Annotated in this window: 18 protein-coding genes and 1 pseudogene; 13 read left to right on the top strand and 6 right to left on the bottom strand. The window is 71.2% G+C overall.

Translation table 11 applies throughout. From position 1 onward, the window contains the following. Nucleotides 1-97: 97 nt before the first annotated feature. The 4 genes from OG385_RS32025 to OG385_RS32010 form a co-directional block, all read right to left on the bottom strand. The gene (locus OG385_RS32025) at nt 98-1,945 is read right to left on the bottom strand and encodes an exo-alpha-sialidase (RefSeq protein ID WP_266860127.1); all 1,848 of its coding nucleotides are present in this window, start codon (nt 1,943-1,945) and stop codon (nt 98-100) included. 296 nt (nt 1,946-2,241) lie between these two features. Continuing rightward, on the bottom strand, nt 2,242-3,129 hold the full coding sequence (locus OG385_RS32020) for an LLM class F420-dependent oxidoreductase (protein WP_266860125.1): 888 nt from the start codon (nt 3,127-3,129) through the stop codon (nt 2,242-2,244). A gap of 104 nt (nt 3,130-3,233) precedes the next feature. Then, nucleotides 3,234-3,869 (bottom strand): FMN reductase, encoded by a 636-nt coding sequence (locus OG385_RS32015; RefSeq protein WP_266860123.1) that lies wholly within the window; start codon nt 3,867-3,869, stop codon nt 3,234-3,236. Then, the gene (locus OG385_RS32010; RefSeq protein ID WP_266860121.1) at nt 3,866-4,975 is read right to left on the bottom strand and encodes an LLM class flavin-dependent oxidoreductase; all 1,110 of its coding nucleotides are present in this window, start codon (nt 4,973-4,975) and stop codon (nt 3,866-3,868) included. The genes OG385_RS32015 and OG385_RS32010 overlap by 4 nt, the downstream gene beginning before the upstream one ends. A gap of 249 nt (nt 4,976-5,224) precedes the next feature. On the opposite strand from OG385_RS32010, the gene OG385_RS32005 reads away from it, so the two are divergent. Both OG385_RS32005 and OG385_RS32000 read left to right on the top strand, forming a co-directional pair. Then, nucleotides 5,225-6,424, top strand: coding sequence for a hypothetical protein (locus tag OG385_RS32005; protein ID WP_266860119.1), 1,200 nt, complete (start codon nt 5,225-5,227; stop codon nt 6,422-6,424). 207 nt (nt 6,425-6,631) lie between these two features. Continuing rightward, a complete protein-coding gene (locus OG385_RS32000; RefSeq protein ID WP_266860117.1) occupies nt 6,632-7,960 on the top strand; it encodes a NarK/NasA family nitrate transporter in 1,329 nt (442 codons plus the stop codon). Between the two features lie 79 nt (nt 7,961-8,039). On the opposite strand, the gene OG385_RS31995 is transcribed toward OG385_RS32000, so the two are convergent. Next, a complete protein-coding gene (locus OG385_RS31995; protein ID WP_266860115.1) occupies nt 8,040-9,038 on the bottom strand; it encodes a LacI family DNA-binding transcriptional regulator in 999 nt (332 codons plus the stop codon). 255 nt (nt 9,039-9,293) lie between these two features. Here OG385_RS31995 and OG385_RS31990 point away from each other — a divergent pair, with 255 nt between their 5' ends. The 10 genes from OG385_RS31990 (at nt 9,294) to OG385_RS31945 (ending at nt 19,269) form a co-directional block, all read left to right on the top strand. Then, on the top strand, nt 9,294-10,673 hold the full coding sequence (locus OG385_RS31990) for an NCS2 family permease (RefSeq protein WP_266860113.1): 1,380 nt from the start codon (nt 9,294-9,296) through the stop codon (nt 10,671-10,673). A 68-nt stretch (nt 10,674-10,741) separates the two neighbouring features. Further along, the gene (locus OG385_RS31985; protein WP_266860111.1) at nt 10,742-12,466 is read left to right on the top strand and encodes an adenine deaminase C-terminal domain-containing protein; all 1,725 of its coding nucleotides are present in this window, start codon (nt 10,742-10,744) and stop codon (nt 12,464-12,466) included. A 213-nt stretch (nt 12,467-12,679) separates the two neighbouring features. After that, complete coding sequence (locus tag OG385_RS31980; RefSeq protein ID WP_266860109.1) at nt 12,680-13,738, top strand: glutathione S-transferase family protein; 1,059 nt, start codon at nt 12,680-12,682, stop codon at nt 13,736-13,738. Nucleotides 13,739-13,828: 90 nt separating this feature from the next. Then, nucleotides 13,829-14,155, top strand: a complete 327-nt coding sequence (locus OG385_RS31975; protein WP_266860107.1) for a hypothetical protein — start codon at nt 13,829-13,831, stop codon at nt 14,153-14,155. A gap of 57 nt (nt 14,156-14,212) precedes the next feature. Next, a complete protein-coding gene (locus OG385_RS31970) occupies nt 14,213-14,626 on the top strand; it encodes a nitroreductase family deazaflavin-dependent oxidoreductase (RefSeq protein ID WP_266860106.1) in 414 nt (137 codons plus the stop codon). 62 nt (nt 14,627-14,688) lie between these two features. Beyond that, nucleotides 14,689-15,210: a hypothetical protein gene (locus OG385_RS31965; RefSeq protein WP_266860105.1), complete on the top strand. Its 522-nt coding sequence runs from the start codon at nt 14,689-14,691 to the stop codon at nt 15,208-15,210. A gap of 139 nt (nt 15,211-15,349) precedes the next feature. Then, a complete protein-coding gene (locus OG385_RS31960; protein WP_266860103.1) occupies nt 15,350-16,606 on the top strand; it encodes a chitinase in 1,257 nt (418 codons plus the stop codon). 134 nt (nt 16,607-16,740) lie between these two features. Then, nucleotides 16,741-17,361 carry a TetR/AcrR family transcriptional regulator gene (locus OG385_RS31955; RefSeq protein ID WP_266860101.1) on the top strand — a complete coding sequence of 207 codons (621 nt, stop codon included), beginning with the start codon at nt 16,741-16,743 and terminating at the stop codon, nt 17,359-17,361. A 39-nt stretch (nt 17,362-17,400) separates the two neighbouring features. After that, entirely contained in the window at nt 17,401-18,168 is a 768-nt protein-coding gene (locus tag OG385_RS31950) for an SDR family NAD(P)-dependent oxidoreductase (protein ID WP_266860099.1), read from the top strand. A 60-nt stretch (nt 18,169-18,228) separates the two neighbouring features. Then, complete coding sequence (locus OG385_RS31945; protein WP_266860098.1) at nt 18,229-19,269, top strand: NAD(P)-dependent alcohol dehydrogenase; 1,041 nt, start codon at nt 18,229-18,231, stop codon at nt 19,267-19,269. Between the two features lie 154 nt (nt 19,270-19,423). Here the strand turns inward: OG385_RS31945 and OG385_RS31940 are convergent. Beyond that, nucleotides 19,424-19,816, bottom strand: a pseudogene (locus OG385_RS31940) (hypothetical protein); the annotation flags it as partial. 641 nt (nt 19,817-20,457) lie between these two features. On the opposite strand from OG385_RS31940, the gene OG385_RS31935 reads away from it, so the two are divergent. Continuing rightward, nucleotides 20,458-21,906, top strand: coding sequence for a PP2C family protein-serine/threonine phosphatase (locus tag OG385_RS31935; RefSeq protein ID WP_266860096.1), 1,449 nt, complete (start codon nt 20,458-20,460; stop codon nt 21,904-21,906). The last annotated feature ends 26 nt before the right edge of the window (nt 21,907-21,932 follow it).

The following is a 21,932-nucleotide window of genomic DNA, read 5'->3' as shown; positions in this document are numbered from 1 at the left end:
AGGGGGCGGGCCCGTACGCTCGCACCGGGCCCGCCGGCCGACCCGGGTCCGGGAACTGATCGGCTGACCGCACCGCAAGCACCGGATCACGTGCGGGTCAGGACTGCCGTGCCCAGTCGGGGGTGAAGCTGCTGAAGACGATGCCGCCGGTGTCGCCGATCTCGTAGAGGTCGCCGATCACCCCGTTGTTGAGGACCGCCGTGGTCGAATAGCCGGCCGCGCCCGACTTGATCAGCACCTGGTGCGGCCAGGTCACACCGTCGTCCTCGCTGGTCCGCACGGTCAGCTCGCTGCGGTCGGCGGACGCGTTGTTGCTCTGCACCGTGACGGGCGTCAGGGCCGGGTATCCGCCGGATCCCACATCGGTGGGCCTGAGGTACGAGATCTCGTCGCCGTTGCAACCGGGGTCGATCAGGCCGGAGTTCCAGGCCGGACCGTAGGCGCCCGCGACGTTGCGGCCGGCGGCCGTGTCCGCGGCGGTGGCGTACCAGCGGTTGCCTCCGCTGTCCGACCTCAGGTTCTGCACCACCTGGCCGCTGTCGCGCTGGACCGCCTTGTTCTCGTTGACGCCGGTCGCCGCCGCGGCGCCCGCGTGCCAGGTGGCGCCGTGGTCGTCGGAGTAGATGTTGCCCGCGTGGTCGGCCCCGTCCTGCTTGTAGACGATCGGCTGGACGAGGCGGCCGTCGGAGAGCTGGATGCCGTGGCCGGAAGAGGCGAACATCCCGGCCCACTTGACGCTTTTGACCTGCGGGTTCAGATCCACCGGGCGGCTCCAGGTGGCACCGTTGTCCGTGGAGGAGATCACCCGGATGTGCATGGCGGTGGTGTCGGTCGCCGAGTTCGAGCCGGCCGACGAGCCCGCGTAGCCGATGCCGGGCGCGGGCGAGTAGTTGATGAACGCGTAGACCTTGCCGTCCGGACCGGCCGAACGGTCCACCAGGAGGCTGCTGTCGCCGTACCCCTCGCTGGTCGTCGCCGCGTGCGCGACCGTGGAGGCGCCCGTCCAGGTGGCGCCGCCGTCGGTGCTGCGGCGCATGGCCACCTGAATGTTGTTGCTGCTGCCGCCCAGGTCGCCGGAGCTGTCGATGCGGGCGTCGGCCATGGCGATGACCGTGCCGTTGTCGGTGACGGCCATCGCGGGGATACGGACCGACGCGGCGGTGCCGGTGTAGGTCTCGTAGCCGCTGCCGTCCGCCTTGGCCCGGTTCAGACCGGCGATCGGGGTTCCCGCGCTGGTGGAGGTGTGCGCGGCGAAGAGCGTCCGAGCGTTCATTCCGGGTGTGCCCGCGGCCAGCCCGCAGCGCACGGTCCCGCTCTCGGTGCGGTCGAAGCCGGTGGCCGTCGTCCTGATCCGGTACGGGGTTCCGTCGGCCACCGTCCACGACAGCGTGTCGTCGGAACTGCGCGCCGCCACGGTCCGGGTCCAGGGGGAGCCGGAGCGGCCCTCCCACCCCACAGTGAAGGTCTTCGATGTGTCGGAGCGGTTGACCAGGGTGAGCTTCAGCCGGTGGGTCGCGGCCGGCGAGCCGTCAGCGGCGCGCGGGCACTCCGCGCTGACCTGCGCGGCCATCGACCGGCCGCAGTCCAGGGTGCCCGTCGTGGTCCTGTCCAGCCCCTGGGGTGTGGTGGTGCGGAAGGAGTAGTCCGTACCGCTGGGCTTGGAGAAGTACAGATCGGTACGGTCACCGGCGGCCACCGCCCGGGTCCAGGTGCCGTTGCCCGGCCAGGTGACCGTGAAGGTGGTGGCCGCCGCGGTGGGGTTGAGCAGCGCCACCCGGATCCGGCTGCTGGTGCAGTCCTGGCTGACCACGGCCGACTGGCTGCCGTCGGCCGCGGCGGCCGGGCCCGTTGTCACCACGGCGACGGCGGCGAGTGTCGCCACCACCGCCGACAGGGCAACAGCCAGTCTCCGCAGGGACGTTGGTGCTCTCCACGTCAATGCCATCTGCTCGAACGCTCCTTGGTGCGATGGGGAGGGTGCGGGGAACTCGTGGACCACTGAACATCGACGCATGACGTCAGACGTCATGCGTCGAGTGGTTCGAGACCTTAGGAGCGGTGGACAGAGGCGTCAATAGGCGTGGTCCGGCGGCGAGTTCCCCCGAACGACGGCGACGGCCCCGCGGACCGGGCCGCGGGGCCGTCGAAATATGGGTGAATGATCCATCCGGACAGTGGTACTGATCCGTCCGGCCAGTGGTACCGGTCAGTGGCGCAGGGCCGGTCCGGGGGCGGGCGGGGTCAGCCGAGGGAGAAGGCCGACGCCAGCTCGCGCCACTCGGCGCGGGGCAGGTCGCTGCGCCGGTCCCCCGTCAGCACCTGGAGCGCCACATGGTCGGCGCCCGCCGCACGGTACGCGTCCACCCGGGCCCGCACCGTCTCCAGGTCGCCCAGCGCGAACAGTGCGTCAAGGAGCCGGTTGCTGCCGCCGTCGGCGAAGTCGGCGTCCTCGAAACCGAGCCGCAGCAGATTGCTGGTGTAGTTGGAGAGTTGCAGGTACATCGAGAGCGTGCCGCGCGCGACGGTGCGCGCCCGGTCGAGATCGGTGTCGAGTACGACCTTCAGCTCGGGAGCGAGCAGGGCGTCGGCGCCGAGGGCTTCGCGCGCCTGCGCCGTGTGTTCGGCGGTGACCAGATAGGGATGGGCACCCACGGCCCGTTCGGCCGAGAGCTTCAGCATCTTCGGGCCGAGCGCGGCCAGCACCCGGCGCGAGGCAGGCACCGGGACGGACGCGGTGTCCAGGGCGTCGAGGTAGGCGACCATCTCCGAGTACGGGCGGGCGTACTTCGGGGCGAGTGCGTCATGGCTGACCCCGATCCCGAGCACGAACCGGCCCGGGTGGCGCTTCTCGATCCCCGCCACCTGCTCCGCGACATCGGTGGCACTGTGCTGCCAGATGCTCAGGATGCCGGTGGCTACGGTGATGCGCCGCGTCGCGTCGACGAGGGGCACCACGTCGTCCATGGACGGGCTGCCGCCGATCCAGAGGGTGCCGTAGCCGAGCTCGTCCAGCTCGGCCACGGCCTCGGTCACTTCACCGCCGCGGTCGGGACCCGCGGGGTGCAGAGCCGCACTCCAGATGCCGATGGTGCCGAAACGCGCGACTTCGTCAGAGCTCTCAGAGGTCATGGAAACCCCAACCGCTTTCGGTCCGGCGCCTATTCCGCCGCCCGGCATCTTCCCCCGGGCGGCCCATCGGCACGGCAGGCTCCCCCGGTGCCTGCCTGGCAGGGTCAGTCGGCGCGGAGTCCGGCCAACTGCTGCGCGAACGGCACCACGTTCTCGTAGATGTCCTCCGCTCCGGCCGTCGCGGACCTGCCCGCCATCAGTGCGGCCAGTTCCCGGCCGGCCCGCTCGATGCGGCCCGGAAGGCTCCCGCCGTCGCCGTCGCCGTCCGATCCCCAGTCCTCGGATGCGGCGTAGACGGCGGTGGGGACGACCACCGCCCGCAGATAGGCGAAGAGCGGGCGCATCGCGTGTTCCAGTACGAGCGAGTGGCGTGCGGTGCCGCCGGTAGCGGCGACGAGCACCGGGGTACCGGCCAGCGCGGTGTTGTCGATCAGGTCGAAGAACGACTTGAAGAGCCCGCTGTACGAGGCGGTGAAGACCGGCGTCACCGCGATCAGGCCGTCGGCCTCTGCCACAGCGTCGATGGCTTCGCGCAGGGCGGGGTTCGGGAAGCCGGTCACCAGGTGGTTGGCGATGGCGGTCGCCAGATCACGGATCTCGATGACCTGTACCTCGACGTCGCCGCCGTCGCCGCCGTCGAGCGCGCGGGACGTGGCCTCCGTCAGCCGGTCGGCCAGCAGCCTGGTCGACGACGGCCGGCCGAGACCGGCCGATACCGCCACCAGTTTCAGCGCGGTCATACCACTGCCTCCTCGGTCCCGGCCCGCAGACCGCGGTCACGTTCGGCGACGAGCGCCGCATGGGTGGGACCGTCCGGCACGTCCGCCGGCCGGTCCTTCGCGAACTCCTTTCGCAGCACCGGCACCACCTCCTCGCCGAGGATGTCGAGCTGTTCGAGGACGGTCTTCAGCGGCAGGCCCGCGTGGTCCATCAGGAACAGCTGGCGCTGGTAGTCGCCGAAGGACTCCCGGAACGTCAGGGTCTTCTCGATGACCTCCTGCGGACTGCCCACGGTCAGCGGTGTCTGCTCGGTGAACTCCTCCAGCGAGGGCCCGTGCCCGTACACCGGCGCGTTGTCGAAGTAGGGCCGGAACTCACGTACGGCGTCCTGCGAGTTCTTCCGCATGAACACCTGCCCGCCGAGTCCCACCGTCGCCTGCCGGGGAGTTCCGTGTCCGTAGAAGGCGAAGCGCTCCCGGTAGAACGTGATCAGCCGCTTGAAGTGGTCCTTCGGCCAGAAGATGTTGTTGGCGAAGAAGCCGTCGCCGTAGTACGCCGCCTGCTCGGCGATCTCCGGACTGCGGATCGAGCCGTGCCAGACGAACGGCGGCACACCGTCGAGGGGGCGGGGCGTGGCGGTGAAACTCTGCAGCGGTGTACGGAACTTGCCCTCCCAGTCCACGACATCGTTCCGCCACAGCTCGTGCAGCAGTGCGTAGTTCTCCACGGCGAGCGGGATCCCCTGCCGGATGTCCTGGCCGAACCACGGGTAGACCGGTCCGGTGTTCCCGCGGCCCATCATCAGGTCGACGCGGCCGTCGGCCAGGTGCTGGAGCATCGCGTAGTCCTCGGCGATCTTCACCGGGTCGTTCGTCGTGATGAGGGTGGTGGAGGTGGAGAGGATGATGTTCTCGGTGCGGGCCGCGACATGGCCGAGCAGCGTGGTGGGGGAAGACGGCACGAACGGCGGGTTGTGGTGCTCGCCGGTAGCGAAGACGTCCAGGCCCACCTCCTCCGCCTTGAGCGCGATGGCGACCATCGCCTTGATCCGCTCGTGCTCGGACGGCGCCTTCCCCGTGGTCGGGTCGGTCGTGACGTCGCCGACGGTGAAGATTCCGAACTGCATCGCGCTCACCTCTCGAAGCTCTGGCTCTGGCTCAAGCTCTGACTGCTCGATTAGTAGTTGAATGTTGAACTGAATCGTACAACGGCCGACCCTCCGTCCGTATTCCGGTCCGGCGCGCAGCGCGCAGCTGTCGGCAGGTCCGCAGCCGTATTCAGCCGGGTGAGCCGCCGCACCCTCGGTCCGCCCGGCGGCGTTTGGCACGGCGACCGTACGAACAGTTACGCACGGTTACCGACAGAGGGAGTGCGGATGCACGGCAGAGCAGTACGGCACAGCGGGAGGCTCGCTCTCGTGACGCTGGCCGCCTCGCTGGCGATGGCGGCCCCGGCCCTGGCGGCCGGCGGGGCGCCGGGCGACGGCTGGCACACCTGGAGTCCGGCCGGGCCCCAGCGCGACGAGGAGTTGCGTGGAGTCGCGGCCCGCGGCCCGGCCGACGCCTGGGCGGTCGGATACCGCGAGAACGGCGCGGGTGTCGACGTGCCCGTCGCCGAGCGTTTCGACGGCCGGGCCTGGCGGGCGACGTCCGTGCCCGGCCACTCGGGGTCGGGCCTGCTCGACGCCGTGGCTCCGCTCTCCGCTCACGACGTATGGGCGGTGGGGACCTGGAACGATGCCCCGGCCGCGCAGGACCGCTCGCTCGCCGAGCACTTCGACGGCCGGACCTGGCGCACCGTCCCGCTGCCCGCCGAGCCCGCGAACCGGTCGGCCTATCCCTCGGCGCTCGCCGCCATGGGCCCCGACGACATCTGGGCGGTCGGAGTCACCGCCGAGGACCGGGTCGGCACACCCCGGCCGCTGGCCTACCACTGGGACGGCCACCGCTGGTCGTCCGTCCCCACCCCCTCCACCGGCGGCGACGCCCTGCTGCAGGGCGCGGCCTCCGACGGCGCGGGAGGCGTGTGGGCCGTCGGCGTGGCGTACGACGCGCAGGGCGCCGGCCGCCCGCTGACCGAGCACTGGGACGGCAGGTCCTGGCGGATCGTCGACGCGTCGCACACGGCAGGCCAGGGCGAGTCGCTCGACGGGGTCACCGCTGTCGCGCCCGATGACGTCTGGGCGGTCGGTGGTGGCGGGCCCGCCACCGGGGCCTCGCACCCGCTGACCCTGCACTGGGACGGCCACATCTGGGCCTCGGTCGCGACGCCCCCGGCCGACGCCGACCTGCACTCCGTCTCCGCGGACGCGCACGGCGGGCTCTGGGCGGCCGGCGAGCAACAGGGCGTCGCCACACCGGCGTTCACCCTGCGCTGGGACGGCAGGGCGTGGCACACCGTGCCCGCCGACAGTGGACCCGGCGGCAAGGGCGCCTCGCTCTTCGGCGTCGCCACCGTCCCGCACCCGAGGCCGGGAGGCCCCACCGTCTGGGCGGTCGGTTCGACGCTGCCGCAGCTCCGGCCGACGTGGCACCCGGTGATCGAAGGCTTCGGGCGGGCCCCCTCGGCCCGCTGACGCACAGGGCGCGCGCCGCACGGCGATCCGGCGGCGCGCAGCCCGCCTCAGCCCGCTCGCACCTCAGCCCGCTCGCCGCTCAGCCCGGTCGCGCCTGTCCGTACAGATCCATTCGGGTGCGCCAAGTGGCGGTACTCCACGGCCGCCCCGAGCCTCGGAAAGAACCCGAGCCTCGCAAATAGGCAGCGCAGAGGAAGCCGGAGGAACATGGGCACCGCAACACCCATCGCCACCCCGCCGCCCGCACCCACGGCGCCCACGAAACCCACCGCATCCGCGTACCGGAACCTGGTGCTCGCGACAATCGGCTTCACTCTGACCTTCTGGGCGTGGTCCCTGATCGCACCGCTGGGCAGCGACTACAAGGACCGGCTCGGGCTCAGCTCCTTTCAACAGTCGCTGCTGGTCGCCGCGCCCGTGATCGTCGGCTCACTGGGCCGGATCCCGGTCGGCGCACTCACCGACCGGTACGGCGCGAAGGTGATGTTCCCGCTGGTCACGGCGTTCACCATCGTGCCGGTGCTGCTGCTGATCCCCGCGAAGAACTCGTACGGCGCGCTGCTCGCCGTCGGCTTTCTGCTGGGGCTCGGCGGTACGACCTTCGCGATCGGCATCCCGCTGGTCAACTCCTGGTTCCCGCCCGCCGAACGGGGCCTGGCGCTCGGTGTGTTCGGTATGGGCATGGGCGGAGTCGCCCTCTCCGGTTACTTCACGACGCGGATCGCCGAGCACGGCGTCAACCTGCCGTTCATCGTGGTGGCGATCGCCCTGGCCGCGTTCGCCGTGCTCGGCGCATTGCTGATCACCGACCATCCGGACCGGCAGGTGCCCACCACCACGCTGGCGACCCGGCTCGGCAGCGCCGGACGGCTGCGGGTGACGTGGGAGCTGTCGGCGCTGTACGCGATCGGGTTCGGCGGGATCGTGGCGTTCGGCGTCTATCTGCCCACGTATCTGAAGACCTGGTACAACCTCTCCCCCACCGACGCGGGTACCAAGGCCGCCGGATTCGCGCTCGTCACCGTCGTCTTCCGGCCCGTCGGCGGACGCCTCGCCGACCTGATCCACCCCGCCGTCGTCACCGCGGGCGCCCTCGCCCTGGTCGCGCTGATGGCGATCGTCCAGGCCTTCGATCCGCAGCTGAACCCCACCGGCACCGTCTGCTTGCTCCTCATGGCGGCGGGCCTCGGCACAGCGAGCGGCAGTGTGTTCGCCCTGGTCTCCCAGGTCACCCCGCAGCCCCAGGTGGGCAGCGTGACCGGGATCGTCGGGGCGATGGGCGGACTGGGCGGCTTCGTTCCGCCCCTGGTCATGGGGGCGATCTACAGCGCCAAGGGCACTTACTCGATCGGCTTCATGCTGCTCTCCGACCTGTCGCTGGCCGGGTGCGTCTACGCGTTCGGACGGATGCGGACGATCAGACCGTCCACCGGAGGAACGACTGCCGGCCGATCGACTGCCGGCCGATCCTCTGCCGGCGGATCGACTCCCGCCGAACCGCGATCAGCCCGGACCCCCGACCGGTCCGAAACTTGATCAGCCCGAACCGTGACCAGTTAGGACCGTGATCAGTCCGGACCGTGACCAGCTCGGACCGTGATCAGTCCGGACCGTGTCAGCCCGAACGGGAACCGTCCGCCAGGCGCTCCGGTGCGGCCGTCGACTCCCGGCGGTGGAGCACGGTCGGCAGCTCGGTCACGACGGTCCTTCGGCTGCCCGCGCAGACCTCCAGCAGCCGGGTCACCGCGAGCGCGCCCGCCTCACCGACCGGGACACCCAGCGCGGTGACGGCCGGGGATGTCGCCCCGAGCGCCGTGAGGTCGTCGGCCGCGGCCAGGCTCATGTCCTCGGGGACGCGGACACCGGCCGCCTTCAGACCGTGCAGCAGGCCGAGCACCAGATAACTGTTGTACGCGATCACCGCGGTCGCCCCGGACGGCAGCGCCCCGGCGGCCCCGATCCCCGCGTCGAAGGTGGGCGGCAGCGGCCCGAGCACCCGCAGCCGCGCTCCGGCGGCCTCAGCCTGCTCCGCCATGGCAGCGCGGCGCTGCGCGTCGGCCCAGGACCCGGACGGACCCGACACATACGCGATGTCGCGGTGCCCCAGGTCGAGCAGATGCCGGACCAGGGCGGACGTGCCGGATGCCGTGTCGAGGACGACGGCGGGCAGCCGGCCGGAGCGGCGGTCGACCAGGACCAGCGGGCGGCGGCGGGCCCGCTCGCGCAGCGCCGCGTCCGAGCCGACGGGCGCGACCATGATCAGACCGTCGACCTGCTCGGAGATCCGGTCGGCGAGCGCCGCCTCACGTTCGGCGCTGTACTCGGAGACGGTGAGCAGCAGATGACTGTCGGTCTCCTCGGCGGCCTGCTGAGCGCCCAGGACCAGCGGTGCGAAGAACGGGTTGGCGAGGGTCGGTACGATCAGTCCGACCATGCCGGTACGCCCGGTGGTCAGAGCGCGGGCGGCCGGATTCGGGTGGAAGCCGAGACGTTCCGCGGCGCCTCGCACCCGCTGGAGCGTGGTTTCGGCGACCATCTCCGGGCGCATCAGCGCACGGGAGGCCGTGGCCTTGGACACACCTGCCGCACGGGCCACGTCAGCCAGCGTCGCCATCGTCGGATCCCCCTCCGTCCGCCGTACGGGTCGGCCGTCGGCACGCGCCTCCGTACGGACCGTGTGACCGCAGTGTGACCGATCACGGGGTTCACGTGGCGGCCTGGTCGTGCCATCCTATCCGCAACCGGTCTCTGCAACCGGTTACAGAGACCGGTTGCAGAAAGTCCGGCGGCGCGGCACAGCGGAGTCGCGCCGGAGATGTGCACAAGACCCGGAACACCGGCCTCGCCCCCTCATCCTGCCGAGGTACTCATGCACCGACCCGACGCGCCCGACGTACAGGACGCGCCCGACGTTCAGGACGCGCACGCCCCAGGGCCACGCTCCTCGCTGCTGGAACGGGTGTTCCACATCCGCGAGCGCGGCAGCACACCACGGACCGAGGCCGTCGCCGGCCTCTCCATGTTCGTCGCGGCCGCCTACGCGGCGGTGGTCGTGCCCGGCCAGCTGGCAAAGGCCGGCCTCCCGCTCGGCCCGGTCACCACCGCCGTGATCATCGCGATCGTGCTGGCCACGCTCGCGATGGGCCTGTTCGCGAACCTGCCGTTCGTCCTCGCCCCCGGTCTCGGCGGGGTGGCGCTGCTCGCCGTCACGATCGTCGGCCAGGACGGGGTCCCCTGGAGCTCCGCACTGGGCATGGTGTTCTGGTCCGGTGTGGCGTTCCTGGTGCTCACCGCCCTGGGTATCCGCGACCTGATCACCCGGCTGATGCCGCTCAACCTCAAGTACGCGATCAGCGGCGGCCTCGGGCTCTTCATCGCCCTGCTGGGCTTCCGCGACAGCGGGCTGGTGATCGCGAAGCCCGCGGGCAATTCGCTGAGCATCGGCGACATCTCGCAGCCGGCGGCCCTGCTCGCGCTCGGCGGCCTGGTGCTGCTGACGGCCCTGGTGACCCGGAAGGTGCCGGGCGCGTTCCTCATCACCATGGCCGTGGTGACCCTGGCGGGCATCCCGTGCGGGGTGACCGAGCTGCCCGGTCACTTCTTCGGGGCGCCGGCCGGCCCGGGTCCCGTCATGTTCCACGTCGACATCCTGGGCGCGCTGAAGCCCGCGTACTTCCCGTACATCTTCGCCTTCTTCGTCTCGGAGTTCTTCTCCATGACGGGCACGCTGCTCGCCGTGGCCGGCCGGGCCGGTCTGACCGACAAGGACGGCAACGTCCCGGGCATCCGGCGCCCGTTCTACGTCGACTCGGGCGCGGTGATCGGCGGCGCCGGACTCGGCGCGCCCAGCATGACCGCGTATCTGGAGTCGTCGGCGGGCGCGGACAGCGGCGGCCGTACGGGCCTCACCTCGGTGTACGCGGCGCTCGGCTTCGCGGCGCTGCTGCTCGTCACACCGTTCGCCACCCTGATCCCGTCGGCCGCGACCGCTCCGGTGCTGATGTACATCGGTCTGAGCATGCTCGGCGCTCTGCGCAACGTCGACTTCCGGGACCCGACGGACGCGATCCCGGCCGCGCTGGTCGTCGCGACGACCATCTTCTTCGGCAACTTCGGCACCGGGATCGCCGTCGGCCTCGCCGCCCACGTCCTGGTCAAGGCCGCCGCGGGCCGGTTCCGGGAGATCCCGCTCGGGCTGTGGATCGTGATGATCCCGCTCGGCTACTACTTCTACACACTCGTCCCCTGACCCCGCCGCCCCGAGGGTTCGGGGCAGAGGTCCTGGACTCCGACGGCTCGCTGAGGAGCACCTACCGCATGACCACTGACCAGCAGCACCTGCCGGAACCGCACGACGTCCGCATCAGCGGCGGCCGGGTGGTGTCCACTTTCACGGGTGAGGAGTTCGCAGCCGATGTCCTGCTGCGCGGCGACCGCATCACCGGTGTGCTGCCGCCCGGCGCGCCCGGCGACGCGCGGGAGCAGGTGGACGCCACCGGGATGCTCGTCGTGCCCGGCTTCGTCGACGCGCACATGCACATCGAGAGCTCGTTCCTCACCCCGCAGACCTTCGCCGGGCTGACGCTGGCCCGCGGGACGACGACGGTCCTTGCCGACCCGCACGAGATCGTCAATGTCGCGGGCGCCGAGGCGATGCGCTGGATGACCGAGGCCGGGCAGGGCACTCCGCAGACCCAGCTCTGGGGTGTGCCGTCCTGTGTTCCCGCGCTCGAAGGCCTGGAGCACGCGGGCGCCAGTCTCTCCGCCGACGACATCGACGCGATGCTCCAGTGGCCGGGCGTCATCGCGCTGGGCGAGGTCATGGACTACCGGGCCGTGGTGGCCGACGAACCCCGGATGCGGGGCATCGTGGGCGCGGCCCGCGACCGCGGGGTCATCCTCGACGGCCACTGCCCGAACCTCAGCGGGGCCGAACTCAGCGCGTACATGGCCACCGGCGTCGACTCGGACCACACCAAGAACCGCACCGAAGTCGTCCTGGAGAAGGCCAGGATGGGCATGCTGATGATGCTCCAGGAGAAGTGCCTGCTCCCCGAGGTCGTCGAGGCGCTGCTTGCGCTGCCGCAGCTGCCGCCGCTGTGCCTGGTCACCGACGATCTGGCCGCCGACCACATCCTCTCCACCGGCCACCTCGACCACATCGCGCGCGTCGCGGTCCGGGCCGGGCTGCCCGCGGTCGACGTCCTGCGCGCCCTGACCTGGAACCCGGCGCAGCGGCTGCGGCTGTACGACCGCGGGGTGGTCGCTCCGGGCAAGCGGGCCGATCTGGTCCTGCTCCGCGGCGAGCTGGCCGCGTTCGACCCGGCACTGGTGATCGCGGGCGGCCGGACCGTGGCACGGGACGGGAAACCGGTGTACGCGACGGAGCCGGTGGCCGGTGCGCTGTCCGGCACGTTCGACGTCGAGCCGCAGACCCCGGAGGGCTTCCGCTGGCAGGTGGAGCTCCCCGACGGGATGCACCGCTTCCGGGCGATGCGGGTCAACCCGCGTGACACGTACACCGAGGCCGCGGAGGCCGAACTGCCGGTCCAGGACGGCGAGGTGCAGTGGGAGGGCCGGGTGACACTGGTCCGGGTGCGGAACCGCTACGGCCGCTCCGGTACGGTCTTCGCCCCGCTGCTCGGCCGGGAGCTGGGTGCGGGCGCGGTCGCGACGACGTACGCCCATGACAGTCACAACCTGGTGACCGTGGGGACGTCCAGGACCTCGATGGCGAAGGCCGCGGCCGCGGTGCTCGCCGACGGCGGCGGGGTCGCCGTCGTACACGGCGAGACGGTGGCGGCCAGGCTGCCGCTGCCGGTCGGGGGCGTGATGTCCCCGGCACCGGCCGAGGACATCGCCGCGCAGTCGGGTGCGGTGCGGACCGCGCTGACGGAGTGGGGCTGGGACCACCTCAACCCGTTCATGAGCGTGTCGACCCTGACCCTCGCGGTGTCGCCCAGCCTCAAGATCACGGATCGGTCGCTGGTGGACGTGGTCCGGAGGGAGCCGGTGGGGGCCACGGTGCCCGCTTCTTCCTGAGCGCGCTTCTTTCTGAGTGCGCTTCTTCCTGAGCGCGGCAGCCGCCCCGCCCTGCCGAGGCCCGTACCGCCTTCGGCTGTGCGGTGCGGGCGAACGGTGTCAGCCTGGAGGGGGTCGCACGGTTCCCGCGTATCCGCCGACGGGTGTGGGGGCAGGAGACCGGGCGACCGCACACCGGGCACCGGGCACCGGACGACGGGAAGGATCACGGTGATGAACCACCCCACCGACAGCGACGACACCGGCAACAGCGGCGACGACGGCAACTCCGGATACGGCAGGAAGCCGTTCAAACGGTCGAGGAGCCACTTCGCCGACCGCATCACCGCCGATGGCCGCGACGGCTGGCCGGCCGAGGCCGGGCGGTACCGGCTGGTGGTCAGCAGGGCCTGCCCGTGGGCGAGCCGCGCGCTCGTGTCACGGCGGCTGCTCGGCCTGGAGAACGCGCTGTCGCTGGGCATCACCGACCCGATCCAGGACGACCGCAGCTGGCGCTTCACCCTCGACCCGGGCGGCCGGGACCCGGTCCTCGGCATCCGCTTCCTCAGCGAGGCCTACGACGCACGGGAGTCGGGCTACCCCGGCGGTGTCAGCGTCCCCGCGATCGTCGACGTACCCAGCGGGCAGCTGGTGACCAACGACTTCCAGCAGATCACGCTGGACCTCGCCACCGAGTGGTCCGCGCTGCACAGGACCGGTGCGCCCGACCTGTATCCGGAGCGGCTGCGCGGCGAGATCGACGAGGTCATGGAGGGGATCTACCGCGACGTCAACAACGGGGTGTACCGGGCCGGGTTCGCGTCGGAGCAGGGCGAGTACGAGGCCGCCTACCGCGATGTGTTCCAGCGGCTCGACCTGGTGTCCGAGCGGCTGACCGGGCAGCGCTATCTGGTGGGGGACACGATCACCGAGGCGGACATCCGGCTCTTCACCACACTGGTGCGGTTCGACGCCGTGTACCACGGCCACTTCAAGTGCAACCGGTCGAAGCTGACCGAGGACCCGGTGCTCTGGGCGTACACGAGGGACTTGTACCAGACACCCGGTTTCGGTGACACGGTCGACTTCGACCACATCAAACGGCACTACTACCAGGTGCACACGGGGATCAACCCGACCGGCATCGTGCCGCTCGGCCCGGACCTGAGCGGCTGGTTCACCCCGCACTACCGGGAGGAGCTCGGCGGCCGCCCGTTCGGGGACGGCACACCGCCGGCTCCGGTCGCACCGGCCGAGGAGGTCCCGTCGGCCGGGCGCCCGCCCGAGTACTGACGAGGGGCCCGGCAGGGCTCTGCCAGGTGGCGTCACCCCTCCGCGTGCCTCCAGCGAGCGCGCCAACGGCCGTGCGGCCACTATGGAACGGTGACGAATTCTCAGAAACTGGATCATCTCGCCCAGGTGACGACAGGCTGGGTCGCGCGCGATCTCAGCTCTCCGCACGGCCGGCTCAGGGACGCGCTCGTCAACTGGCGCCAGGCGTTCCCGCCGTCCTTCACCACCGACTCGGCCGGTGCGAGCACCGCGCGGCTGGTGATCGCCCCGCCCGGTCCCGCGCATCCCGAGGACGCCATGCTCCTCCATCTGACGCGCGCCGAGGCGGACCGGCTGATCGGGCTGCTCCACCAGGACACGACACAGCAGCTGGACACACCCGGCAGCGTGCCCGAGCGCCTGGGCGTCGGCGGCTGAACCAGCCTCGCAGCGGCGTAGGTTGGGCACCGGAGTACCTGAGGATTCCGACAACGAATGGGGTCAGAGATGCTGTTCGGCAAGGAGCATGTCGAGCGTTACGTCGCAACCGACGGCGCCGAGGGACATGACTGGCAGGGCACGACGACCCTGATCCTGACCACCACCGGCCGCAAGAGCGGCCAGCAGCGCAGCACTCCGCTGATCTACCAGGAGTACGGGGACGACGTGCTGGTCGTCGCCTCCAAGGGCGGCTCCGACCAGCCGCCGGCCTGGTATCTGAACCTCCAGGCGGAGCCCGAGGTGCAGGTGCAGGTGAAGGGCGACCGGTTCACTGCGCACGCCCGGACCGCGCAGCCCGGCGAGAAGCCGGACATGTGGCGGAAGATGGCTGCCGCCTGGCCCGCGTACGACGAGTACCAGACCAAGACCGAGCGTGAGATCCCCGTGGTGGTGCTCACCAGGTCCTGACTGCGCCGGGCGGGCGTAGCATTTCCGCTGCGACGGCCGTACGTCCGCAGCAGGAGGATCCGTTGTCCAGCACCCCCGCCCCCGGTGTCGTCACCGACACCGCCCGCCTCGTCCGCGACGCCTCCGACGGGGACCGGGGTGCGCTCTGGCGGCTGGCCGAGCCGGGGCGGCAGCTGGACTCGAACGTGATCCGGCTGGCGCCGGACGCCGAGGTCGCCGGACATGTGGAACCGGACCTCGACGTGCTCGTGTGCGTGGTCGGCGGCGGCGGGCTGCTGGAGACGGCCGGGGGACGCCAGGAGCTGGCGCCGGGCGCGGTCGTCTGGCTGCCGCACGGCGTCCGGCGCTCGCTCACCGCCGGACCGGACGGGCTCTGCTACCTCACCGTGCACCGCCGCCGCCCCGGCCTCACCGTCGGCCCCGCTCCCACTGCCGCCTCCGCCTCCGCCTCCTCCGCCGTCGAGTACGGAGGCGGCGAAGCGGCATGTCTGCTCCATCTGGTCTGCCCCGGCTGCGGGCGCCTCGCGCAGGAGTCCGGCGCGCGTTTCTGCTCCCGGTGCGGTGAAGAGCTGTCGGCGGACTGAAGCCCCGCCGGCCCTCCGCTCAAGCCGTTTCCCCGCAGCGGCGTTCCCCAAGGATTGGCAATGGTCTAGTCCAAGTCGTTGACGCGCACCCGACAGGCACCGATTCTGGCGGCCACTCCCCCACTCAGGAGACCGTCAGATGAAACGCATTCGCATCCGCGCCCTGTTCTGCGGCGTGGCGACCGCCGCACTGGCCGCCGCCGGGCTGGCCGCATTCAGCACCGGCCAGGCGGCCGGAGCGACCACCGGCGCCGGCACCAACGGGGCCACCGCGCTCAGCAACCGCTGGTACGCGGCGGCCCCTTACCTCATGCCCACCGACAACAACCCGCCCGACGCCGGTGCCATCATGGACGCCACCGGACTCAAGGCCTTCCAGCTCGCGTTCATCCTGGCCCCCAACGGCGGGGGCTGCAGCCCGACTTGGGGTGGCACATCTGCCGTGTCGTCCGACACTGCGGTGGGCTCCGTCATCAGCTCGATCCGCGCCAAGGGCGGCGACGTCTCAGTCTCCATCGGCGGGTACGGCGGCACCAAGCTCGGCCAGGCATGCTCCGACGCGGCATCGACTGCCGCCGCGTACCAGCAGGTCATCACCAAGTACCAGCTGAAGGCGATCGACTTCGACCTGGAGGAGCCGGAGTACGAGAACACCGCGGCCGTCGCGCACGAGATCGGCGCGGCGAAGATCCTCCAGCAGAACAACCCCGGCCTGTATGTGTCGGTCACCACCGCGGGCACGGCCGACGGCACCGGCTGGTTCGGCAAGCAGATGCTGAACGAGGCCAAGTCGCAGGGGTTCACGCCCAACAACTTCTCGATCATGCCCTTCGACGGGGGGTTCAGCGGGGCCGCCTCGCAGACGAGCGCGCTCACCAACTTCAACACCATCCTGCAGTCCACGTTCGGCTGGGACGAAGCGACCGCCTACGCCCACGAGGGCTTCTCCGGCATGAACGGTCGCAGCGACACCGGCGAGTACTTCAAGCAGGCGGACTTCCAGACCGTCCTGGACTTCGCCACCAGCCACCACATGGACCGCTTCACCTTCTGGTCGCTCAACCGCGACCGCCAGTGCAGCCCGCCGGACAACGGCACCACATCCGGAACGTGCAGCAGCGTGCCGCAGACGGACTGGGAGTTCGCCAAGTACGCGGTGACGTTCGCCGGGGCAACACCACCCACCACACCTCCGACGACACCACCCGTCTCCACCTCCCCCACACCGCCCGGCGGCACCTGCACCGCGGCCGCCTGGAGCAGCACCGCGACCTACACGGGCGGCGACACGGTCTCCCACGGCGGACACACCTGGCAGGCCCAGTGGTGGACCCAGAACGAGGAGCCGGGGACCACGGGCGACTGGGGCGCCTGGCGGGACAAGGGAGCCTGCTGACCGGGCACCGCCCGCAACGCCGGAACCCCGGCCCGCCCGAGCAGCACCGGAGCACTTGAGCGCACCCGTGCACGCAGAAATGTCCCACTGGGCATCATGTCCCAGTGGGACATTTTTAGGTGTACGGTGCATGTATGAACGATGCGGGAACCACCGACGACCGGCGGAGCCGCAAGGCCCGCCGCACCCGTGAAGCGCTTGCGGAAGCCGCCTGCACCCTCGTGTGCGACCGTGGGCTCAAGGCCGTCACGGTCGAGGACATCGCCGACCGCGCCGACGTCGCCCGCCGGACGTTCAGCCGGTATTTCTCCAGCAAGGAGGACGCGGTGCTGGACTCCGTACGGGCCGACGGCGACCGGATCAACGCCGCCCTCAGCGGGCGGCCGGCCGAAGAGACCCCGCTCGCGGCCTACCGCAACGCGGTGGACGACTGGCTCACGGACGACGCACACCCGGCCTGGCACCGGCGCCCGAGGATCTTCGAACTCATGCGGATCGCGGACGGCGAGCCGACGCTGTACGCGGCCTTCCAGCACATCCGGGTGGAGGCCCAGGCGGACTCGATCCGGATCCTGGCCGCCCGGATGGGCATCCGCGACGAGCACGACCTGCGCCCCGCCGTTCTGGTGGCCGTGGGTGCGGGGGCCCTCGTGGCGGCCCAGTCCGCCTGGGTCCGGGGCTCCCGCCAGGACGCTCTCCCCGGCCTCGTTCATGCCGCGTTCGCCGCACTCACCGGCGAACTGCCTCTGTCGTGACGCCACCGCGGCGCACAGCACGAAAGGAACACAGGCACCATGAGCAACACCACCCCCACAGATGAGTTCGCCGGCCGGACCGCGCTGGTCACCGGCGGCGCGTCCGGCATCGGCCTGGCCATCGCCGGCCGGCTCGCCCGCGGCGGCGCCGCGGTCGTCGTGGCCGACTACAACGAGGAAGGCGCCCGCAAGGCCGCCGCCGGTCTTGAGGCGTCCGGGGCCCGCGCCACCGCCGTCACCGTGGACGTCACCGACCCCGCGTCGGTGGAGCGTGCCGTGCGGCACTCCACCGACACCTTCGGCGCACTGCACCTCGCCGTGAACAACGCCGGGATCGGCGGCCATAGCCGGCCGACCGGTGAGTACGAGGTGGCCGACTGGCAGCGCGTCATCGACACCAACCTCAACGGCGTCTTCTACTCGCTCAAGTACGAGCTGCCCGCGATGCTCGCGGCGGGCGGCGGCGCGATCGTCAACATGGCTTCCATCCTCGGCACCAACGGTTTCGCGGGATCCCCCGCCTATGTCGCCGCCAAGCACGGCGTCGTCGGGCTGACGAAGACCGCGGCGCTCGAATACGCCGCACAGAACATCCGCGTCAACGCCGTCGGTCCTGGCTTCATCGACACCCCGCTGCTGCACGGCACCGAAAACCCGATGCGGGAGCAGCTCGTCTCGCTGCACCCGGCGGGCCGTCTGGGGACGGCCGACGAAGTGGCGGAGCTGACGGCGTTCCTGCTCTCGGACCGCGCCTCGTTCATCCACGGCAGCTACCACCTCGTCGACGGCGGCTACGCCGCGCGCTGACCGATCACCGCGGCGGGCCGACACCGGGGGCGGGCCCGCTGCTCAGCTGAGGAGCACACCATGAAAGCAGTTCAGTACCGCACCGTCGGCGCCGCACCCGAGGTCGTCACCGTCCCCGACCCCGAGCCGGGACCGGGACAGGTCCTCCTGAAGGTCACCGCCGCTGGCGTCTGCCACTCCGACATCGCCGTGATGAGCCGGCCCGCGGAGAGCCTGCCGTACGACCTGCCGCTCACTCTCGGGCACGAGGGGGCCGGCACGGTCGCCGCGCTGGGCGCCGGTGTCACCGGCCTCACCGAGGGCGAGTCCGTCGCGGTCTACGGGCCGTGGGGCTGCGGCACCTGTATCAAGTGCGCCGAGGGCAAGGAGAACTACTGCCTGCGCGCCGCCGAACTCGGCATCCGCCCGCCCGGCCTGGGTTCCCCCGGCGCGATGGCCGAGTACATGATCGTGGACAGCCCGCGCCATCTGGTGCCGCTCGGCGACCTCGATCCGGTCGGGGCCGTGCCGCTCACCGATGCCGGTCTGACTCCGTACCACGCCATCAAGCGCTCGCTGGCGAAGCTCACCCCCGGCTCCACCGCTGTGGTCATCGGTACCGGCGGGCTCGGGCACGTGGCCATCCAGCTGCTGCGGGCGATGTCCGCAGCGCGGGTCGTGGCGCTCGATGTCACGGAGGACAAGCTCGCGCTGGCGAAGACGGTGGGCGCCCACGAGGCGGTGCTCTCCGACGAGCACGCGGCCGGCAAGGTCCGTGCGCTGACCGGCGGGCTCGGCGCCCAGGCCGTCTTCGACTTCGTGGGCGTCCCCGCCACGGTGGCACTGGCCGGTGCGGTGGCCGGTATCGAGGCCGATGTCGCGCTGGTCGGGATCGGCGGCGGCACGCTGCCGGTCGGCTTCGGCACACTCGCCTTCGAGGTGTCGGTGGCCGCGCCCTACTGGGGCTCGCGCTCGGAACTCACCGAGGTGCTCGATCTGGCGCGCGCCGGATCGGTGGACGTCCATGTGGAGACGTACTCGATCGACGAAGCCCCGCTCGCCTACGAGAGGCTGCACGCCGGACAGATCAAGGGACGCGCGGTCATCCTGCCGCAGAGCTGAAGACCACGGTGGAGCTGTCCAGCGTGGCCAGCAGAACGGCCCCCGAGGGAAGACCCGCCAGGTGCGGATTACCGAAGTCACCGCGCCCTCTGCCCTGCGTATGCACCGACAGAGGGCTGCGGTGTTCCGGTACGGATTCGGCGCCCGCCGGGGCGAGCGAAGGAATTGCGCGCTGCATCCGCAGTGCGTCGACCGATTCCGCGAGCAGTTCGTACTCGGTGGTGTCGTCATTGATCGCGAATCGCATGAGACCGCCGCCGGCCAGCACTTCGGCGGCCTTGTCCTGTTGCGGTCCGCCGTCCCGCCAGGCGCGGAGAGCACCTGGTACGTCGGGGGCGTCGGCGGGCAGTTCGAAGAGCGCCCGGACCGGGAAGCAGTCACGGCCGGGGCTGGGATCCAGCCGTTCCGCGATCCAGGTCGCCCGGTCCCGCAGCCACCACAGGGCCAGCGGGAGAGTGGGCGCGCGATAGGTGCCGAGCGGCACACCGACGCGTCGTCCACCGCAGACTCCGTACGCGGTGACATGGCACAGGAATTCGTCGTGCACAGCCACTCCCCCAGGGCAGTTCGCGGCCAGGGCCCCACTCCAGGACCGGTCGATCCCCGGCCGGAAAGTGCGGGCCTTTCGCTGGTGGATCACGGTTGAATCGAGCGGAATTCAACCTTCACAGTCAACGAGTATCGTCACTCCGGGCGCATTGTCACCATAGGGTTCTGGCCATATCTCTGGCATATTCCCTGTCGACCATGGCCGAAATGATTCCGGTCGCACGCCATACGGAACGCCATGCGGAACGGGATACAGCACCGGACACGCAAGGGGATACCGCGCCGGATACAGAAGAGCCCCGGCTGGTCGGGGGAGGCCAGCCGGGGCGGTCCGTACGCGGGGACGGAGGGTCGGCGCCTGGGCGCTCCGCTCCGTTCCCACATAAAGGGGAACGGGGAACCAAGCCTGGATGTTCCATCCCCAACCGGGCAGAGTATGTGAGACGCGACACCCAGCGCCGCCGGGCCTCGGAGGCCCGCCCCGGCACCGCCCCACCCCCGTCGAGCCGGTGACATATGCCAGAAGCACCACCGCATCGAGTGTTGCCAATTCCCTTACGGGCCTTCGCTCCCTGTGCAACAGTCGTAACCGGTCCATCCCGCAGCCCTGGCCGCGCCGCGCCCGTATCGGAGTACGTCATGCCGTCCCATGTGTTCGCGGACCGTCCCGCCCCCCAGCCACCCGAGCGGGGCACGGTTGACGCGCTCATCACCCGGACCCGCCTGCTGCGCGGGGACATGGACGCCGTGCGGCGTGACGCCGGCGCGGACGACGACGATGTGCAGGGCCGCTGGCAGCGCGCGCTGTGCGACCTGGCCGTCCACCACCTCGACGATCTGGGCACGCATCTGGGACAGCTCAAGGAAGGGCTGCCGGCGGCCGGGGCGGAGCCGTTCGCGGGTGAACCCTCCGGGCACGGCGCCCATGCCCACCCCGGGTCCGGCGGCGGGCCGGCGTCGCTGCTCAGCCGGGTGGGCAGCGCGGACTGGAATCTCCTCACCGACGAGGTCAGCTGGTCGGACGAGCTGTACCAGATCTTCGGCCGCCCGCCGGAGAGCGGGCCGCTCTCCCTGGACGAACTCCCCTCCGTGGTACTGCCCGACGACCAGACGCGGCTCACCGCGATGGTCACCGACTGCCTGGTCGACGGGAAGCCGATCGACGGCGAATTCCGGATCAGGCGCCCCGACTCGACCGTCCGCACCCTGCACATGATGGGCGAGCCCGTTCTCGACAGCGACGGCTGCACGGCGTCCATGTGGGCCGTACTGCGCGATGTCAGCGATCTGCGGCGCAGTGAACGCACGGTGCGCGAGACGGAGGACTCGCTCCAGCGCCGGGAGCGGATCGCCAGCACCGAGCGCCAGGTCGCCGTCGAGTTACAGGAGGCCGTACTGCCGCCCTGGCGCGGCCCGGTACGGCTTCCGCAGGGCGGCCCGGCGGCACTCGACCTGGCGGCGCACTATCTGCCGTCCGCCGCGCCCTCCCGTATCGGCGGCGACTGGTACGACGCGATGGCACTCCCCGACGGCCAGTCGCTCCTCACCGTGGGGGACCTGACAGGCCACGGCGTGGGTGCCACCTCCGCGATGGCGATGCTGCTGGGCGCGCTGCGGGGAATGGCGGTGGCCGGGATCGCCCCCGGCGCCCTCATGGGTCATCTCAACGAACTTCTGGAAGCGTCCGCGCAGCCCGCGCTGGGCAGCTCGGTGTGCTGCCGTTACGACCCCGTCGAACAGACCCTGGCCTGGGCCCAGTCGGGGCACCCCGCCCCCCTGCTCTTCCGCGGGGGAACGGGGTGCGCCCTCACGCCGCCGAGCGGAGTGCTGCTCGGAGCGATGCCCGGGACGGCGTACGGACAGGCGCAGGAGCAGCTGCGGACCGGGGACGTGCTGGTCCTGCACACCGGCGGACTGACCGCGCACGGCGCGGACGCACCGGGCGAGGACGGACTGCTCGCACTGGCACCGCGGTTCGCCGGTGCCGGCACCGCACAGGAGTGCATGCGCATGATCGTCGAGCAGTACGGCCACACGGAACGCCAGGAAGACTCCTGTGTGCTGATCGCCCGCGTCGGCACCCCGTAGGGGAACACCCCCTCCTCGCTCCGCCG

It is taken from the genome of Streptomyces sp. NBC_01306, from assembly GCF_026340465.1.
Classification (GTDB): Bacteria; Actinomycetota; Actinomycetes; order Streptomycetales; family Streptomycetaceae; genus Streptomyces.
Note: the sequence above shows the minus strand (reverse complement) of the source record. Positions and strands in the feature narration are given on the sequence as shown.

Bases quoted from the DNA above. Each gene is read 5' to 3' on its own strand.
- OG385_RS32025 (WP_266860127.1), bottom strand. From the start codon at position 1,945: ATGGCATTGACGTGGAGAGCACCAACGTCCCTGCGGAGACTGGCTGTT.
- OG385_RS32015 (WP_266860123.1), bottom strand. From the start codon at position 3,869: ATGACCGCGCTGAAACTGGTGGCGGTATCGGCCGGTCTCGGCCGGCCG.
- OG385_RS32005 (WP_266860119.1), top strand. From the start codon at position 5,225: ATGCACGGCAGAGCAGTACGGCACAGCGGGAGGCTCGCTCTCGTGACG.
- OG385_RS31985 (WP_266860111.1), top strand. From the start codon at position 10,742: ATGACCACTGACCAGCAGCACCTGCCGGAACCGCACGACGTCCGCATC.
- OG385_RS31990 (WP_266860113.1), top strand. From the start codon at position 9,294: ATGCACCGACCCGACGCGCCCGACGTACAGGACGCGCCCGACGTTCAG.
- OG385_RS32020 (WP_266860125.1), bottom strand. From the start codon at position 3,129: ATGACCTCTGAGAGCTCTGACGAAGTCGCGCGTTTCGGCACCATCGGC.
- OG385_RS31955 (WP_266860101.1), top strand. From the start codon at position 16,741: ATGAACGATGCGGGAACCACCGACGACCGGCGGAGCCGCAAGGCCCGC.
- OG385_RS31970 (WP_266860106.1), top strand. From the start codon at position 14,213: ATGGGGTCAGAGATGCTGTTCGGCAAGGAGCATGTCGAGCGTTACGTC.
- OG385_RS32010 (WP_266860121.1), bottom strand. From the start codon at position 4,975: ATGCAGTTCGGAATCTTCACCGTCGGCGACGTCACGACCGACCCGACC.
- OG385_RS32000 (WP_266860117.1), top strand. From the start codon at position 6,632: ATGGGCACCGCAACACCCATCGCCACCCCGCCGCCCGCACCCACGGCG.
- OG385_RS31950 (WP_266860099.1), top strand. From the start codon at position 17,401: ATGAGCAACACCACCCCCACAGATGAGTTCGCCGGCCGGACCGCGCTG.
- OG385_RS31980 (WP_266860109.1), top strand. From the start codon at position 12,680: ATGAACCACCCCACCGACAGCGACGACACCGGCAACAGCGGCGACGAC.
- OG385_RS31960 (WP_266860103.1), top strand. From the start codon at position 15,350: ATGAAACGCATTCGCATCCGCGCCCTGTTCTGCGGCGTGGCGACCGCC.
- OG385_RS31995 (WP_266860115.1), bottom strand. From the start codon at position 9,038: ATGGCGACGCTGGCTGACGTGGCCCGTGCGGCAGGTGTGTCCAAGGCC.
- OG385_RS31945 (WP_266860098.1), top strand. From the start codon at position 18,229: ATGAAAGCAGTTCAGTACCGCACCGTCGGCGCCGCACCCGAGGTCGTC.
- OG385_RS31935 (WP_266860096.1), top strand. From the start codon at position 20,458: ATGCCGTCCCATGTGTTCGCGGACCGTCCCGCCCCCCAGCCACCCGAG.